The sequence below is a fragment of the Isoptericola sp. GX10416 genome, from assembly GCF_056590155.1.
Window position 1 is genome coordinate 371,918 of the sequence record NZ_JBWPVO010000003.1, and the last position, 16,121, is coordinate 388,038.

General features: G+C 72.7%; 12 protein-coding genes. 4 read left to right on the forward strand and 8 right to left on the reverse strand.

The window, feature by feature from the left end:
* Positions 1–13: 13 nt before the first annotated feature.
* Positions 14–1,501 carry a helix-turn-helix domain-containing protein gene (locus ACWAT2_RS07535; RefSeq protein WP_402372798.1) on the reverse strand — a complete coding sequence of 496 codons (1,488 nt, stop codon included), beginning with the start codon at positions 1,499–1,501 and terminating at the stop codon, positions 14–16.
* A 130-nt stretch (positions 1,502–1,631) separates the two neighbouring features.
* Here ACWAT2_RS07535 and ACWAT2_RS07540 point away from each other — a divergent pair, with 130 nt between their 5' ends.
* Positions 1,632–3,557, forward strand: coding sequence for a phosphoenolpyruvate carboxykinase (GTP) (locus ACWAT2_RS07540; protein WP_402372801.1), 1,926 nt, complete (start codon positions 1,632–1,634; stop codon positions 3,555–3,557).
* A gap of 175 nt (positions 3,558–3,732) precedes the next feature.
* Here ACWAT2_RS07540 and ACWAT2_RS07545 read toward each other — a convergent pair whose 3' ends face one another.
* The gene (locus ACWAT2_RS07545) at positions 3,733–4,662 is read right to left on the reverse strand and encodes a hypothetical protein (RefSeq protein WP_402372804.1); all 930 of its coding nucleotides are present in this window, start codon (positions 4,660–4,662) and stop codon (positions 3,733–3,735) included.
* 350 nt (positions 4,663–5,012) lie between these two features.
* On the opposite strand from ACWAT2_RS07545, the gene ACWAT2_RS07550 reads away from it, so the two are divergent.
* Positions 5,013–7,523, forward strand: a complete 2,511-nt coding sequence (locus ACWAT2_RS07550) for a helix-turn-helix transcriptional regulator (protein ID WP_480048716.1) — start codon at positions 5,013–5,015, stop codon at positions 7,521–7,523.
* 9 nt (positions 7,524–7,532) lie between these two features.
* On the opposite strand, the gene ACWAT2_RS07555 is transcribed toward ACWAT2_RS07550, so the two are convergent.
* A complete protein-coding gene (locus ACWAT2_RS07555) occupies positions 7,533–8,117 on the reverse strand; it encodes a hypothetical protein (protein WP_402372807.1) in 585 nt (194 codons plus the stop codon).
* A 239-nt stretch (positions 8,118–8,356) separates the two neighbouring features.
* Between ACWAT2_RS07555 and ACWAT2_RS07560 the strand changes: the two genes are divergently transcribed.
* Both ACWAT2_RS07560 and ACWAT2_RS07565 read left to right on the forward strand, forming a co-directional pair.
* Entirely contained in the window at positions 8,357–9,355 is a 999-nt protein-coding gene (locus ACWAT2_RS07560) for a hypothetical protein (RefSeq protein WP_402372809.1), read from the forward strand.
* Between the two features lie 144 nt (positions 9,356–9,499).
* Positions 9,500–10,915: a hypothetical protein gene (locus tag ACWAT2_RS07565; RefSeq protein WP_402372812.1), complete on the forward strand. Its 1,416-nt coding sequence runs from the start codon at positions 9,500–9,502 to the stop codon at positions 10,913–10,915.
* Positions 10,916–10,992: 77 nt separating this feature from the next.
* Here the strand turns inward: ACWAT2_RS07565 and ACWAT2_RS07570 are convergent, their stop codons facing one another.
* From ACWAT2_RS07570 to ACWAT2_RS07590, 5 genes are all read right to left on the reverse strand, one after another.
* On the reverse strand, positions 10,993–11,229 hold the full coding sequence (locus tag ACWAT2_RS07570; protein ID WP_402372814.1) for a carbon storage regulator: 237 nt from the start codon (positions 11,227–11,229) through the stop codon (positions 10,993–10,995).
* Between the two features lie 47 nt (positions 11,230–11,276).
* Complete coding sequence (locus tag ACWAT2_RS07575) at positions 11,277–12,128, reverse strand: hypothetical protein (RefSeq protein ID WP_402372817.1); 852 nt, start codon at positions 12,126–12,128, stop codon at positions 11,277–11,279.
* Positions 12,100–14,145, reverse strand: a complete 2,046-nt coding sequence (locus ACWAT2_RS07580; protein WP_402372953.1) for a flagellar biosynthesis protein FlhA — start codon at positions 14,143–14,145, stop codon at positions 12,100–12,102. Before ACWAT2_RS07580 ends, ACWAT2_RS07575 begins: the two co-directional genes overlap by 29 nt.
* Positions 14,146–14,223: 78 nt before the next feature.
* Positions 14,224–15,366, reverse strand: a complete 1,143-nt coding sequence (locus tag ACWAT2_RS07585) for an EscU/YscU/HrcU family type III secretion system export apparatus switch protein (protein ID WP_402372819.1) — start codon at positions 15,364–15,366, stop codon at positions 14,224–14,226.
* Positions 15,366–16,118 (reverse strand): flagellar biosynthetic protein FliR, encoded by a 753-nt coding sequence (locus ACWAT2_RS07590; RefSeq protein ID WP_402372822.1) that lies wholly within the window; start codon positions 16,116–16,118, stop codon positions 15,366–15,368. Before ACWAT2_RS07590 ends, ACWAT2_RS07585 begins: the two co-directional genes overlap by 1 nt.
* Positions 16,119–16,121 lie beyond the last annotated feature (3 nt).

Sequence of the window (16,121 nt, forward strand, 5' to 3'; positions counted from 1 at the left end):
TGCCGAGGTAGTACTACCGCGACGGTTGTCCTTCTACCTCGGCGGGGGTGGGGGCGTGGCGCTCCAGGAAGCGGTAGACGTCCGTGTCGTCGACGCCGGGGAACACTCCTCTCGGCAGCGCGGCGAGCACCTGCTGGTGCATGCGCGCGCTCGGCCACGAGTGCGCCTGCCACCGGTCGGCGAGGTCCGACGGCGGCCGCTGGCAGCAGGCCGGGTCCGGGCACGTCGAGGTGCGGCGCACCTGGGTGTCGCGACCCCGGAACCACTTGGCGTGCGCGTACGGCACCCCGACGGTGATCGAGAACTGCCGCCCGTCGGCGGCCGTGCCCGTCTGCACGGAGTCCCAGAAGGTACCGGCCGGTGTGTCCGTGTACTGGTACGACTCCGACGCCCGGTCCCGGCGGGTGAAGGCCTCGCGCGCGGGCCACCGGCGGCACACGAGCTGGCCTTCGATGGCGCCGGTGACGTCCTGCGGCAGCGGCAGACCGTCGTTGGCGTACCCGCGGAACAGCGCGCCGTCGTCGCCGACCCGCAAGAAGTGCAACGGGATACCGAGGTGCACCGTAGCGAGGTTCGTGAGCCGCATGGCGGCCGCCTCGTGGGTGACGCCGAAGGCGTCCCGGAAGTCCTCCACCGCGAGGTCCTTCTCGCGCTTGCGCTGCGACAGGAACTCGACGGCGGCCGACTCCGGGATGAGGCACGCCGCCGCGAAGTACGTGATCTCGACACGCTGCCGCAGGAACTCGGCGTAGGAGCGGGGCCGCTCGTGACCGAGCACGCGGTGGGCGATGGCTTGCAGCGCCAGCGAGCGCAGGCCGTGCCCGCCGGGGATCGAGGCCGGCGGCAGGTAGATCCGGCCGTTCTTCCAGTCGGTGACCGAGCGGGCGGAGCGCGGCAGGTCGTCCACGTGCAGGATCGTCAGCCCGAGGTCCTCGGCGATCCTCGCCACTGTGCGGTGCGTCAGCGCACCGCCGGTGTACCCGGCGCGGCGCGCCATGTCCTCGCCGATCTCCTCGATGTGCGGCATGTGGTTGCCGCGCTCCTGCCGCTCGTGCCGCAGCACCGTGTTGGCTCGCCGCGCCTCCTCCGGCGTCGCGATCGCCTCCTCCTCGCGCCGGGAGAGCTCGGCGTGCAGGCCCACGAGCTGTTCAAGGACGGGCACGGGCAGCTTCTGGCTCGGCTTGATCCCCGGCAGCCCGAGCGTGGCGAACAGCGGGCCGCGCTGCGCGCGCTCGAGGGCGATCTCGAGGGCGGCGCGGCGCGACGGCGGCTCGTCGGCCAGGAGGTCGGCGAGCCCCACGTCGAGCGCCTCGGCGATGGCGCGCAGCAGGGAGAGCCGGGGCTCGCGGCGGCCGTTCTCGACGAGCGAGAGGAGGCTCGGTGCGGCGTCGACGGCCCTGCCGAGCGCGTCCAGCGTCAGTCCGCGGGAGGTGCGCGCGTGCCGGATGCGCCGCCCCAGGGTGATGAGGTCCGGGGTCTCCGACGCCGCCGTGGTGGTCATGGCTTCACGCTACGTGAAGATCGGCGAATCTTCACGGCCGTCCGGATGGAAACCCGCCGCCACCGAGGCGCAGAGTGGAAGCAGGAAGCCCGTCCGCCGCGACGGGAGAACCATCACGGACGGAGCCGCCATGCACTTCACCGCCAATCCTCGACGGACCCGGCTCGCGGTCGCGGAGCTCACGCCGGACACGCTGGGCCGCACCGATGCCGCCGGCTTCCCGGACACGTTCGGTGCGCCGTCGGCCGCCGTGCCCGTCCGCGACCCCTTCGCCTGGGTGGCCGAGATCGCCGAGCTCACCCAGCCGGACGAGGTCGTGTGGTGCGACGGTTCTGCCGAGGAGAAGCAGCGGCTGATCGACCAGATGGTCGCGGCGGGCACGCTCCTCAAGCTGAACGAGGAGAAGCGCCCCGGCTCCTACCTCGCGCGCTCCGACCCGTCCGACGTCGCCCGCGTCGAGTCGCGCACGTTCATCTGCTCGGAGCGCGAGGTCGACGCCGGCCCGACGAACAACTGGTGCGCACCTGCCGAGATGCGCTCCGAGCTGGACGAGGTCTTCGCCGGCTCCATGAAGGGCCGCACGATGTACGTGGTGCCCTTCTCGATGGGCCCCGTGGGTGGGCCGATCTCCCAGGTGGGCATCGAGATCACCGACTCCCCCTACGTCGTCGTCTCCATGCACGTGATGACGCGGGTCTCGAGCGAGGTCCTCGACCTCATCGAGGGCGGGCAGCAGTGGGTCCCCGCCGTGCACTCGGTAGGCGCACCGCTCGCCGACGGGGACCAGGACGTCGCGTGGCCGTGCAACGAGACCAAGTACATCGTCCACTACCCCGAGGCGCGAGAGATCTGGTCCTACGGTTCCGGCTACGGCGGCAACGCGCTGCTCGGCAAGAAGTGCTTCGCGCTGCGCATCGCCTCGGCGATGGCCCGTGACGAGGGCTGGCTGGCCGAGCACATGCTGCTCATCCGCATCACCTCGCCCGAGCAGCGCCAGTACCACCTGGCTGCCGCGTTCCCCAGCGCCTGCGGCAAGACGAACCTCGCCATGCTGCAGCCGACGGTCCCCGGGTGGACCGTCGAGACGATCGGCGACGACATCGTCTGGATGCGCCCCGGCCCCGACGGCACGCTGCGTGCCATCAACCCGGAGGCCGGGTTCTTCGGGGTCGCACCGGGCACCGGCGTCGAGACGAACCCGACCGCCATCGAGACGCTCACCCACGACGTCATCTTCACCAACGTCGCACTCACGGACGACGGCGACGTCTGGTGGGAAGGGCTCACCCCGGAGCCGCCCGAGCACCTGGTGGACTGGCGGGGCGACGACTGGACGCCCACCGACGGGGAGGCCGGCCGGCCCGCCGCGCACCCGAACTCGCGCTTCACGGTGGCGGCGGCGCAGTGCCCGTCGATCGCGGACGTCTGGGAGGACCCGGCGGGCGTGCCCGTGGACGCGATCGTCTTCGGCGGGCGGCGGGCGACCAACGTGCCGCTGGTCGCCCAGGCGACGAGCTGGGAGCACGGCGTGTTCATGGGGGCCACGATCAGCTCCGAGCGCACGGCCGCGGCCGAGGGCGCCGTCGGCGAGCTGCGGCGTGACCCGTTCGCGATGCTGCCGTTCTGCGGCTACAACATGGCCGACCACTGGTCGCACTGGCTCGAGGTGGGCGCCGGCCTGGACTCCGAGAAGCGACCGAAGATCTTCCAGGTCAACTGGTTCCGCAAGGACGCCGACGGGAAGTTCATCTGGCCCGGGTTCGGTGAGAACTCGCGAGTGGTCAAGTGGATCGCCGAGCAGATCGACCGATCGCGCGGCGTGCGCACCGACGCCGGAGCCGTCCCGTCCGCCGTCGGGCTGCTCCCCGCGCCCGGGGCGCTCGACGTCGACGGCCTCGACGTCTCCGACAGCGACCTGGAGGCTCTGTTCGACGTGCCCGCGGAGGCCTGGCTCGCCGAGGCCGAGCTGACGTCCGAGTTCTTCGACACCTTCGGTGACCGCATGCCGGCTGCGCTGCGGGACCAGCTGGCGCGGCTCGGCGACCGGCTCCGCTGACCTCCCGGACCACCCCCCGCGTCGCCCGCAGTGCCGCCCGCAGTGCCGCGGAGGTGGCGGGGCGACGGGTGGCGGTCAGGGGTAGACCGTCCTCATGGGCTCGCGGACGTCCGCCAGCGGGCCTCGGCCAGCGCCCACCGACTCGGCGAGCTGCCCGGGCCGTACCCGACGAGGCTCAGAGCAGCTGGTCCCTGCGCCCGCGCACCAGCAGCACGGCAGCGAGCACAGCGCCGATGACGAGCAGCGTGCCCGGGTCCGCGTCCGACGTCGAGGCCGCAGGCGTGGTCGAGGCCGGGACCTCGGTCGCGGCGACAGGCCCTGCAGCCTGTCGCGAGAACCCAGGTCTCGCTGACCGGTCCGTCGCCTCGTGACGATGCTCGTCGGTGCGGCCGCCGGACGCCCGCACCCCACGCTCTGCCGTCGTGCTGCTGCTCTCCGTGGTCCGCCGGTCCGGTGACGAGGCCGTGGCCTGCTTCCCCTCGGTCGACCGGTCGGGGGCGTCAGCACCGGTCACCGCCTCGTCGGGGTCGGCGGCTCCGGGGACCGTCTCGTCCGGCACCTGCTCCTCGGGAACGCTGACGGCCGGGTCCACGGGTCCCTCGTCCCCGGGCTCTGCCTCGACCCCGGGATCGGGACCCGGCCCGGGACCTGGCTCGACGTCGAGGTCGGGACCCGGCTCGATGTCGAGGTCCGCCTCCGGTGCGGGTCCGCCACCGTCCGGAGCATCAGCGTCAGGTGCGTCCGGCCCGGACAGCGGCGGGTCGGTCACCGGCTCCTCCCCCGACCCGCCCTCCGGCACCTCCGCTCCGGGCACCGCGGGATCCGCGGGCACGACGGGCACTGCGGGATCCGGCCCGGGATCGCACGCACCGCTGGTGCCGGGCATCTGGCTCACCGCCTCCGGCCCGGTCTCCTCCGGTCCGGTCTCCTCCGGCCCGGTCTCCTCCGGCCCGGTCTCCTCCGGCCTGGGGGCGCTGCAGGCGTCGGGGGCACCCGCCGTCGGAGCCGCACCCAACCCGGCGGCGAAGGCGACGGACGACGGCGCGAACGTGCCGGCGAGGACGGCCACCAGCACGGCGGCGAGGATCACGAGAGTTCGGTTCATCGGTCTTGCGGGCTGGTGCCCTTCTCCTCTCCGGCGTCTGGCGCCGCGTCACGGGTCGTCAGCCCCTATGCACCCCGCGCGTGGCGAGCCGGTCGGTCAGCCTCTTCCCCGAGAATCCTCGGGCCGACTCGCCTAGGGTGAAGCCAGAACAGCGCTTGACGTTGGGCGCCCGCCGGAGGGCAGAGCTGCCGCACCCGGTACCGACGGCGCAAGGGGGAGGGCTGGGAGACGCAATGCGGCAACCGGAGGAGAGAAACTTTCGCTTGTACGGCGCCCCGAGGGCGCAGCAACTAAAGCTCGGGCGAGAGCGACTGCTGGATCGGCTCGACGCCGACGCCGCGCTTCGGGTCGTGCGCGGTCCTTCGGGTAGTGGCAAGACCGCCCTCCTGGCGGAGTGGGCCCGACACCGTGACGCCACGGGCGTGTGGTTCACGGCTCCGCCGGCGACGAGCCGGGCCGACCTGTGGCGTGCGATCGCTCAGCGGGCGACCCGGGCGTCGATGCCCGGGTTCGCGGCGTCGCCCGTCCCCCAGGACGCGGACACCGACCACCTGCTCGGTTGGCTGACGGAGGCGGCTATGTCGGTGCGCGGGGAGGTGCTCGTCGTCGTCGACGACTATCACCACGTGACGGACGACGAGGTCCACACGGACGTCCTCGATCTCCTGAGATCGTGCCCGAAGCTCTCGATCGCCATCGCCACCCGGGTGGCGTCACCGCTGGAGGCCCCAGGGGTCGGCCTCGAGCTGGACCGCACCATCATCACCGCGGACCAGCTCCCCCTCACACCCGATGAGACGGCAGCCGTGCTGCGCGACGCGGGGCTGGACCTGGACCCCCAGGACGCGTACGTGCGTACGGGTGGCCAGCCGCTCTACCTCCGGGTGGCGATGCTGGCCGCCGAGATGGCCGGGTCGCACGGGACGCCCGGGCACGTGCAGGTCGCGGACGAGCTGCTGCGCACCGCGCTCGACAGACAGCTCGAGGGCCCCTCGCGCACGCAGCTCGAGCAGCTCCTGCTGCGGTGCGCCGTCCCGGAGACCCTCACCTCGGAGCTCGCGGTGACGCTGACCCGGACGCCGACGGCCGTCGACCTGCTGACGATGCTGGAGGAGCGCGGCCTCGGGACGTGGGAGCGGCAATCGATCGGCCGGGTGTTCGTCCTCTTCCCCGTGGTGCGGTCGCTCGTGCTGAACACGGCGCGCCTCGAGCTCGCCGAGGAGATCGCCTCGATCGAGGAGGCGACGGCCCGCTGGTACCTCGCCAACGCCTACCCGATCCAGGCGCTACGGCACGCGATCAACGCGGGTGCACTGGACGTGGCCTCGGCCGTGGTGTCGCGCTACTGGGTCGAGCTGATCGAGCCGGGGAACCTCGAGCGACTCTCGACGATCAAGCGGGTCGCCCCCACCGATCTGCGCCGCTGGCCGTTGCTGTGCGGGGCGCTCGCGATCCATCTCGACAGCGTGCCGGGGGGCCGCGACGAGGCCATCGACCTCTACCGCCTCACGGTGGCGATGCTCCGGCCCCGTGCCCGCGCCGCCAGGGCGGGGGAACGGGTGGTGCTCGAGGTGCTCGAGAGCGTGGCGCTGCGCAGCTCGGGCGCGGCGAAGCGGGCGATCGCTCCGGCTCGGGCGGCACGCAGGACGCTGGGTGAGCTGGGCCCGGACGAGCACCGGCGCCTCGCACGGGAGATCCCGCGGCTGCGCGCGGAGATGGCGATGTCGCTCGCGCGCGGCGGGGAGGCGGCCGAGGCCCTGACGATGCTGGGAGACCTGGGCGACTCCCCCACGGAGAATCCTCGCACGCTGTACGGCCTCTCGTTGCGAGCCCTCATCCACGCCGTGCGCGGCGACATGCCCGACGCGCAGCGCGACCTCGAGGTCATCGAGGCCTCACCCCTCGAGCAGGTGCACGCCCGGCGGGACCACGACCTCTACCGTCTGGCCCGCGCCATCGTGTGCGTCGAACGCTTCGAGGCGCGCTCGGCGCAGGCGCACCTCGACGTCATGCGGCCGCACCTCGCCACGCTCGAGACCCGACCGATGTTCGCCACCGTCCAGGCGGTGATCGACCTCGTCTCGTTCGAGGCGGCGCTCGGTTCGGAGCGGCTGCGCCGTTACATCGCGGCGGACCGCGGGCGCCAGCGCATCTCGACCCGCAACAGCGAGCAGCTCGCCTACGCGGCGGGCCTGCTCAACCTCGCCCGCGGCCGGGTGGGCGCCGTCCACGCCGGCCTGCGGGGGGCCTCCCCCCGCTCGCCGCTGACCTGGCTCCAGCGCGCGCACGTCGCGCTCCTGACCGAGCACTGGCAGTCCGCGACGGAGCTCCTCGTGGAGCGTCTTCCGGGGCCGAGCACCTCGCCCCGGCACCGAGCCACGCACGCGATGCTGTTCGCGGCGGCGCTCACCCGGTCAGGCCAGGAGACGCGGGCACGCGACGCGGTCGGCCGGCTCGCCGCGATCACGGCGGACCGCGAGCTGTCCTTCGTGTTCGCTCTGCCCGCGCGGCGCGAGCTGCTCGCCCTCGCGGAGCTCGCCGACCGCGGCGACGACCTGACCGCGCAGCGGGTCATCGCCGCGGCGGAACCGGTCCCGGAGATCTTCGCGGCCACGGTCGACCTGCAGCAGCCGCTCACGGAGCGGGAGGTCGTGGTGCTCGTGACCCTGATGCAGCACGCCACGGCCGCCGAGATCTCCCAGGCGCTCACGGTGTCCGTCAACACGGTCAAGAGCCAGCTGCGGTCGATCTACCGCAAGCTCGGCGTGCGGCGCCGCGAAGACGCGCTCGCCAAGGGGATCGACCTCGGAATCATCATGCCGGACCACGTGGAGACCTCGGTGGGTCTCGGTGACGTCTGACCGGTCGGCTCAGACCACGTCGTCGACGATCTTGGCCGCCGCCCGCATCTGCTGGTGCGCCAGCTCGTCGTCGAGTGCGCCGCCGCCTGCGATGAGCGCCGCACGGCGCAGCCAGGAGAACAGCACGAGGACGGGGTAGTTGTCCTCGCCGAGGTAGGCGCGGCGTCGCCAGCACGCCCACGCGACCGCACGCGTCAGCGGGATCACTGGTTCCTCGAACTCGTTCGCGTCGTGGGCGACGCTCTCCCACCCGTGCGCCGCGGAACACACGAGGCGGACGGCGTCCCGGTCCAGCGGCCGCGCGAGCGCCGCGAGCCCGATGTCCTCGCGAATCTCGGTCGCCTCGGTGGGGATCAGGTCGAGGCCGTCGCGGTAGGTCCCGAACGTCTTGGGGTCGACGTGTCGCCAGGGGTCCTGGTCGGGGAGCGAGTCGAGGATGTCGGTGAGGGTACCGGCGAGCAGCGTCACCGCCCGCAAGCGCTCTCCCCTGGCCTCCAGGCGCATGGCCTCCAGGTCCGCGACACGGTCGTAGGGGTCGAGCAGCGGCTCGACGAGCCCGACCCCCCAGGCTGCCCAGGTGGTGTCGTCCCACATGCTGTGGGCAGCCTCGTCCCGCTCTCTCATCGCGGAGACCGCACGCATGGCGTCCTGGCCACGGTTCTACCTCCGGCTCTCGTCCCGCCCCTGCGCGCGGTGGCAGGGATCAGCAAGAGAGTGTATCCACGAGGGACGACGCGGCAAGAGCCTCCGGCTCTCACGCCAGGGTGAACCCCAGTGTGAAAGATGCGTCCGGATATACCTCCACAGGGCCTTCCGGCCCCAGACTGGTGAGCGTGAACATCCCGCTCTTCCCCAGTGCGCACCCAGGTGCGACCCAGGTGCGCCCTCGACGTACCTCGGGAGAGCGTGGCGAGGCCAACGGCACCGACCCGATCCGGGCGGAGATCGAGCGCCTCACCGCGCTCGACGACGAGGCGTACCCCGCCGCGCTCACCGAGTTCCTCGCCCTCCACCGTCCGCACTGGCGCAACGTCGCTGCCCGGCTGTGCCGTACGAGCTCGGTGCCCACGAGCCAGCACGTGGACGACGTCGAGGCGATCGTGACCGAGACGGTCTGGGAGCTGCTCGAGCGGTCCCGCCGCGAGCCCACCTTCCTGGCCACGATGCGGTCTTTCCTGGCGATCGTCGTGTTCACCGCGCGCCCGAGGGTGCGGTCCTTCCTGGACCACGCGACCGCTCCGGCCTCCGGCATGGTCTCCGCACAGCGGCGCCGGCGGGAGCTCGCCCGGACCCGTGCCGAGCTCGCCGCGGTCCGTGGGACCACGCCGAGCGTCAAGGACGCGGTGGCGGCCACGAACGAGCGGCTGAGCGCGACCCGTGCCGACGCCGCCCGCCAAGGCATGGTCGTGAGCGAGGCTGACGAGCTGGTGCTGCGGGGCACGCTGTCCTTCGACGAGTCTCTCGATTCCGACCAGCTGGTCGTCACCGCGCCCGACGGCGTGCTGCACCCGCTCGACGTGCCCCTGCTGCTGCGCCGGGTGGTCGAGGTCGCCCGCGCAGAGCACCGGGTGCGAGGGCGTGTCGCGGCCCTGTGGATGACGGACGCGTACGGCAACGGCCCGATCCCGGGCCAGGACACCATCGTGTGGATCGCCCGGACGCTCGGTATCACCCGGCGCACTGCGCTGGCACACGTCGAGCGGGTCCGGGAGATCGCCGCCGAGCACCTGCGTGACATGGGCATCGAGGCGGCCTGCGACCTGGACACGAAGCCCGTCGACGCTCCGCCCGGCAGCCCGGTGCGGACCGCAGACGCGGCCTACGCCTGCTAGGCACCGCCGGCAGGAGCAGCAGGGCACCACGCGGTCGGCCGGCACACCAGACGTGCCGGTGGGCAGATCGCGAACGCACCGTGGACATCTCCGCTGACAGCGACACAGCCGCGGGGGCTGGCGACACGAGGGGGGCAAACAGGTATGGACGGACCGGGGAGCTGGGAACAGCGTTCGGGGATCAGGCACGCCCTCGCCGAGGTTCGGGCACTGCCCGGCGCCGAACGCGAGCGGGCGCTCGCCGCGGTCGTCGTCGCGCACGACGCCGAGCTCGCGCGCGCCGCCCGGCGGGCTGTCCGCACGATCGGCGCGACCGCCGGTGCCCGGTACGCGGCCCTCGAGATCGTCGAAACCTCTCAGCGCGCCCTCATGCAGGACGTCGCGACGGGACGTCGGCACGTCGACGACCGCGCCTGGCCGGCGACGATGCGGTTCGAGTCCGCACGCGCGGCACGTCAGGGCGTGGCGCGCGGCGTGCTGGCCGCTACCCCGTACCGCCAGCGTCTCGCCGCCGACCGGGCGGTCCTGGTGCAGCTGCGCCGCGCCGCCGGGCCGTCGGGCACGACGACGAAGGTCGATGAGGTCGCCGCGCGGTGGGGCGCCGTCGCCCCTGCCGAGCCGGCCGCCGTCGCACCCCTCGCACAGCCGCGAGCCCACCGACCGTCCCGCCGCCCGGCCTCGAGGCCTCGGCACCCGCGACGAGCCGTCGGACCTGCCCGGTGGGGCGTCGCCGCCGTCCTGACGTCGGTCACCCTGCTCGTCGGGGCGAACGTCGCGACCGCCGTCCGCGGCACCGACGACGCGGCGGAGATCGCACTCGAGCGGCCGACCGGGAGCACGAGCGATCTCGCCGACCGTTTCCCGGAGCTCGCCGACGTCCCCTTCTCGGACGGTCCGTTCGTTCGCCCCTTCACCGAGTCCGTCGTCCGGTTCGAGCACGAGGGCCGGGCCGGCACCGGGCCCGCGGAGGATCGCGAGACGTCGCAGGACGCCGATCCGACCGACGGCGCCACGGCGTCCGTCGCATCCCCGTCCGCGACCGACCGCACCGAGAAGTCCTCCGCAGGGAGCACGACCGACCGCGGGTCGTCGAAGACCACCCGGCAGGACCCGTCCGCGACGCGGCCGTACCGCCCCTGGGACTCCCGGCGGGGCAGCTCCGAGACCCAGCACGGGCCGGGCGGCAGGGCCTCGAAGGAACCAAAGGGTGAGAAGCGTCCCGCCCACACGGGCCGTCACGACCGAGGCGCCGACGACGACCGCTCGAAGAAGAAGTTCACGGACCGGCCCCGCGGCCACGAGCGCGCGGATGAGCGCGGCCACGAGCGCGCGGATGGGCGCGGCCACGAGCGCGCGGATGAGCGCGGCCACGAGCGCGGGCGCCAGACCTCCTCGGAGGAACGCAACCGGCACGACGGCGCGCGGGCCGGCTCCGGTTCGAACGGTCGCGACCGCGGCACCGACAGCCAGGAGCGCGCCCGCGGCAAGAGCGACGACCGAGGGAGCACCTCCGGCCGCGGCGGCTCCGGCCGCGGCGGCTCCGGCCACGGCCGGCGCTGACACCCGCCCCGAGAGGCACGGGGCGTCCCGTCGGGCCCGACGACCCGAGAGCCGGGCAGGACGCCGGCCCGGATCGCCTACCGTCCCGGTCGCAGCCCGAGCAGGGCGCGAGCCTCGTCCGCGGTGCCGTCGGCGGCCGTGGCTGCGCGGTTCACCTCGGCGACCTGGTCCACGATCTCCGCCCGGTGGATCCTCAGGCGGTCAGGTGCGTCGATGCCGATGCGCACCCCGTCCTTCCCGGCGGACACCACGGTGATGACGACGTCGTCACCGATGAGGATCCTCTCCCCCGTCTTGCGTCCCAGCACCAGCATCGACGTCCTCCTGACGTTTCCTGTGTCTTCCTGACATGTCACCTGACCTATGCACCGGGCTCGACGACAGCCGACCTCCATCCCTCGGGCAGGCCGATCGCCGCCACGCTGCCGGGCGTCGCGGTGAGCTCCCGGCCGACGATCGCCATGGCCCGCACGGGCGCTGCCTGGCGGACGGCGTCCACCCAGGCCCGCGTGTCCTCGGGCTTGCGGGAGGCGTCGACGACGACCCACACCTGCTCCGGCCCGAGCTGCTCGATCAGCCCCGGCGCGGACGTGCCGTCCAGCCCGACTCCTACGGCGACCGCGACGGAGACACCCGACCGGACGCCGTGGGCGCGCGCCTCCACCGCGTCGCGGCTCCCGTCGACCCGGAGCATCCCGTCGGTCCGTGCCAGACCGGCGCAGGCCGGCAGCATCCCGAGCTGTGCGGCCATGTCCCGCACGACCGGGACGGCGTCGTCGGCGAGCCCGACGAGGGCGACGAGGTCGCCCGGACGCGCTGACGGTCCGTCGATCTCGGTGGCCGTCGTGGGCGCGGCCGTCTCGGCGATCAACCCGGAGAGCAGCTCGGCGAACTCCTGTCCGCCCGTCGAGACCTCGCGGTCGACGCCGGGGGACGTGTCCAGGTCGTCGGCCTCGTCGGCCTCGTCGAGCAGCACGGCGATGCCGGAGCGCCGAGACTCCAGGGAAGCGCCTGGCCGCTTCGCGGCCGACATCGGGTGGACGTCCGGGACCTCGACCTCGACCTCGTAGCGCTGGCGCCCGAAGAGGCCCGCGAACCCGCCGGTGATGACGCGTTCGGCAGAAACGATCCGGACGTCAGGCCCGTAGGTGCGGCTCGCCATGTCGAGGGCGCCCCGCAGGGTGTCACTCTCGACCCGCGATCGCCGGGGCATCGTTCACCACCCCGACGGTCTCGATGAGCGCGTGCCCCGCGGTGGCCTCCGTGTAGGAGAGCACCGGCAGGTCGGGGACCTGGGTGGCGACGAGGCGCTGGACCGCGGCACGCAACGACGGTGCGCACACGAGGGCGACGTCGTCGCCGGCGCCGCGCGCGGCTGCCGCCTGCTCCACCACCGAGGTGCGGAAGGAGTCGAGGCGCGCCGGGTCCAGCAGGATGGACGTGCCGTGCTCGCCGCCGGCCTGCCGGCCCGCGAGCATGGCCTGCTCGAGCGCGGGCGCGATGGTCACCACCTTGAGGGTGCCGCCCGTCGTGTGCCGGGCCGGGACCGCCGGGCCCAGCGCGCCGCGCGCCGCCTCGACCAGGTGCTCCGGGTCCGTGGACCGCTTCGCCGCGAGCGCCAGGGCCTCGTAGATCCGCGGCAGGTCGTTGATCGCCACCTGCTCGTCGAGAAGACCCTGCAGGACGCGTTGGATCTCGGCGAGCGACAGCAGCGACGGCGTGAGCTCGTCGACCGCCGACGGGTTGTGACGCTTGATCTCCTCGGTCAGCACCCGGACGTCCTCTCGCGAGAGCAGGCGTCCGGCGTTCGCCGAGATGATCGCGGACAGGTGGGTCACGAGCACGGAGACGCGGTCGATGACGGTGGCTCCCGCCATCTCGGCGCTGTGCCGCATCTCGGCTGGCACCCACTTGCCGTCCATGCCGAAGACCGGGTCGACCGTGACCTGCCCCGGCAGGGAGTCGAGACTGTCACCGAGGGCGAGGACCTTGCCCGCGGGCGCGCGTCCCCGGCCTGCCTCGACGCCCGCGATCCGTACCGCGTACGTGGAGGCGGGCAGCTCGATCGAGTCGCGGGTGCGCACCGGTGGCACGACGACCCCGAGGTCCATGGCGATCTTGCGCCGCAGGGCGCGCACGCGGCCCAGGAGGTCGTCGTGCGCCCCGGTCACCAGGTCGACGAGGTCGGGCGCGAGCAGGATCTCGAGCGCATGCACGCGCATCTGCTCGAGGAGGTCGTCGGAGCTCTCCGGCGACGCCTCGGCCGACGCCTCCGCGCGGGCAGCCTCCGCGCGCGCGGCCTCGGCACGCTGGTGGCTCGCCCGGATCTGCTGCGCCGCCACGAGCAGCCCGATCCCGAGCAGGATGAACGGAAGCTTGGGCATGCCGTCGATGAGAGCCAAGACGAGCGCGGCGCCACCGGCGATGCCGACCGCCTGCTGCGACTGGACGAGCTGCTTGGACGCCTGCGAGCCGACGTCCCCCTCGCCTGCGTTGGACCGGGTGACGATCATGCCGGTGGCCACCGCCATCAGCAGCGCGGGCACCTGGGTCACGAGACCGTCGCCGACGGTGAGGATGGAGTACGTGTCGACGGATTCCATGGCCGGCATGCCGTGCATGACGACACCGACGACGATGCCGCCCACCAGGTTGATGAGCGTGATGACGATGCCGGCGATCGCGTCGCCCTTGACGAACTTCGACGCGCCGTCCATGGCCCCGTAGAAGTCGGCCTCCGCGGAGATCTCGGCCCGTCGGGCGCGAGCGTCCGTCTCGCTGATCAGCCCGGCGTTCAGGTCGGCGTCGATCGCCATCTGCTTGCCGGGCATCGCGTCGAGCGTGAACCGGGCACCGACCTCAGCCACGCGCTCCGCACCCTTGGTGATCACGAGGAACTGGATCACCACGAGGATGAGGAACACGACCATGCCGATGACGATGTTGCCGTCGACGACGATGTGCCCGAACGCACCGATGACCTCTCCCGCGTAGCCGTCGCCCAGGACGAGCCGGGTGGAGGCAACGTTGAGACCGAGCCGGAACAGCGTCGCGATGAGCAGCATCGACGGGAACACCGAGAAGTCGAGCGGCTTCTTGACGAACATCGCCGTCAGCAGGATCACCAACGACAGCAGGATGTTGACGATGATGAGCACGTCGAGCAGCCCTGCCGGGATCGGCACGACGAGAAGCAGGACGATGCCGACGACGCCGAGCGGGACCGCCATCATGCCGAGGCCTGGGTTCTTCACGGTGCGACCTGCTCCTTCACGTTCCGGTAGGGCGGCGGGGGCCGCCGGGACTCCCTATGCACCCGCACGACGGCGCAGCGGGCGATCGGCGACGACCGTGTCCGGGTCCATCGCCGGCTGCGTCATGCGGTGCGGCACTGCGGAGGCCGCGGCACCTCGCCGCGCGAGCGCCATGACGAACGCCAGGACGCGTGCGACCGCCGTGTACAGCTCGACGGGCACCTCCTGGCCCACGTCGCACGCCCGGTGCAGCGCCCGGGCGAGCGGCACGTCCTGCACCATCGGCACGCGGGCCTCCTCGGCGCGCTCACGGATGCGGGCCGCGACGTGGTCAGCACCCCGGGCGACGACACGAGGGGCCGACTTCCCGGGCTCGTACGCGATCGCGACGGCGACGTGCGTCGGATTGACGACCACGACGTCGGCGTCCGCGACCGAGGAGATCATGCGGTTGTGGCTCATGGAGCGGGCCATCGACCGACGCTGCGACTTCACGAGGGGGTCGCCGTCGGAGTTCTTGTGCTCGTCCTTGAGCTCCTTCTTGGACATGCGGGTCTTCTTGCGGTTGCGCTTGCCCACGACGAGCACGTCGAGCAGGCCGAGCGCGATCCCGGCCGCCGTGGCCCAGATCAGGAGCGAGGCGACCCCGCCGTTCGCGGCCAGCAGCAGTGAGGCGATCGGCAGGCCGCCGGCCGCCAGCAGGACGGGCATGAGCGACTGGACGACGACGTAGAGCACCAGCCCCACGACCGTCGTCTTGAGCAGTGCCTTGACCCCGTTCCACAGCGCCTGCGGCCCGAAGATCCGCTTCATGCCCTTGACGAGGTCGAGGTGCTCGACCTCGATGCGGGGCTTCTTCAGGTGCAGCCCGCCCTGGGAGACCGAACCGACGACGACCGCGATCACGGTCGCGGCGAGGAGCATGCCCAGGGTGGGCAGCACGGAGCCGAGCGCCTGCTGCGCGTACGAGAGGGCGACGTCGGGATCCGGATTCTCGATGACCGTGCGCCAGGAGAGCACCTGTGTCGTGGCCTCCTGCGCGCCCCTGCTCAGGGTCCACGGCAGGACGGCGCCGGCCACTCCCATCCCGATCCAGGCCGTCAGGTCCTGGGAGCGGCTGAGCTGGCCCTTGGACCGCACCTCCTTCATCTTGCGGTCGGAGGCCTGCTCGGTCTTCTCCTCGGTGCCCTCGGCCATCAGCCCACCTCCCCCATGTAGCCCAGCGCCTGGTCCACCAGCACGGCGACGGCGTGCGGCAGCGCCACGACGACCGTGCCCACGAGGGACAGGGTGAGGAAGATCTTCAGCGGGAAGCCCATCGCGAACGCGTTGAGCGCGGGCGCCACGCGGTTGACCAGGCCCAGTCCGACGTCGGCGAGGAACAGCACGACGATGATGGGACCGGCGATCTGCAGGCCGGCGACGAACGACCCGGTCAGGGCCTCGACGAAGGAGTCGACGGGCACGCCCGCGAGCGCCCCCACGGGGACGGCCTCGTAGGAGCGGGCGAGCCCGAGCACGACCATCTGGTAGGCGTTCGACGTGAACATGAGCACGACGGCGGTCAGTGCGAACAGGCGGGTGAGCTGCGAGCCCTGGACGTTCGTCTGCGGGTCGTAGGCCATGGCGAGCGAGAAGCCGCCGAACAGGTCGAGGTGCGAGCCGGCTGCCGTGATCGCGGACATGACGATCATGACGAGGGCGCCGAGCATGGCACCCATGACGGCCTCGGCCACGACGTACCCGAGGAGCGTGGCGGTGCCCACGGGCACGAAGCCGGGGGCGGCACCGGCGGAGACGGCCATGCCCAGGCAGACGGCGAGGATCGCCCGCACCTGCGAGGGGATCGCCCGGTGCGAGAACGGCGGGGCGATGATCATGAAGGCCGCCATCCGCACGCCGGCGAGCAGGGTCGCCTGGAGCGAGCCCAGGTCGATGTCGAGCTCCACGGG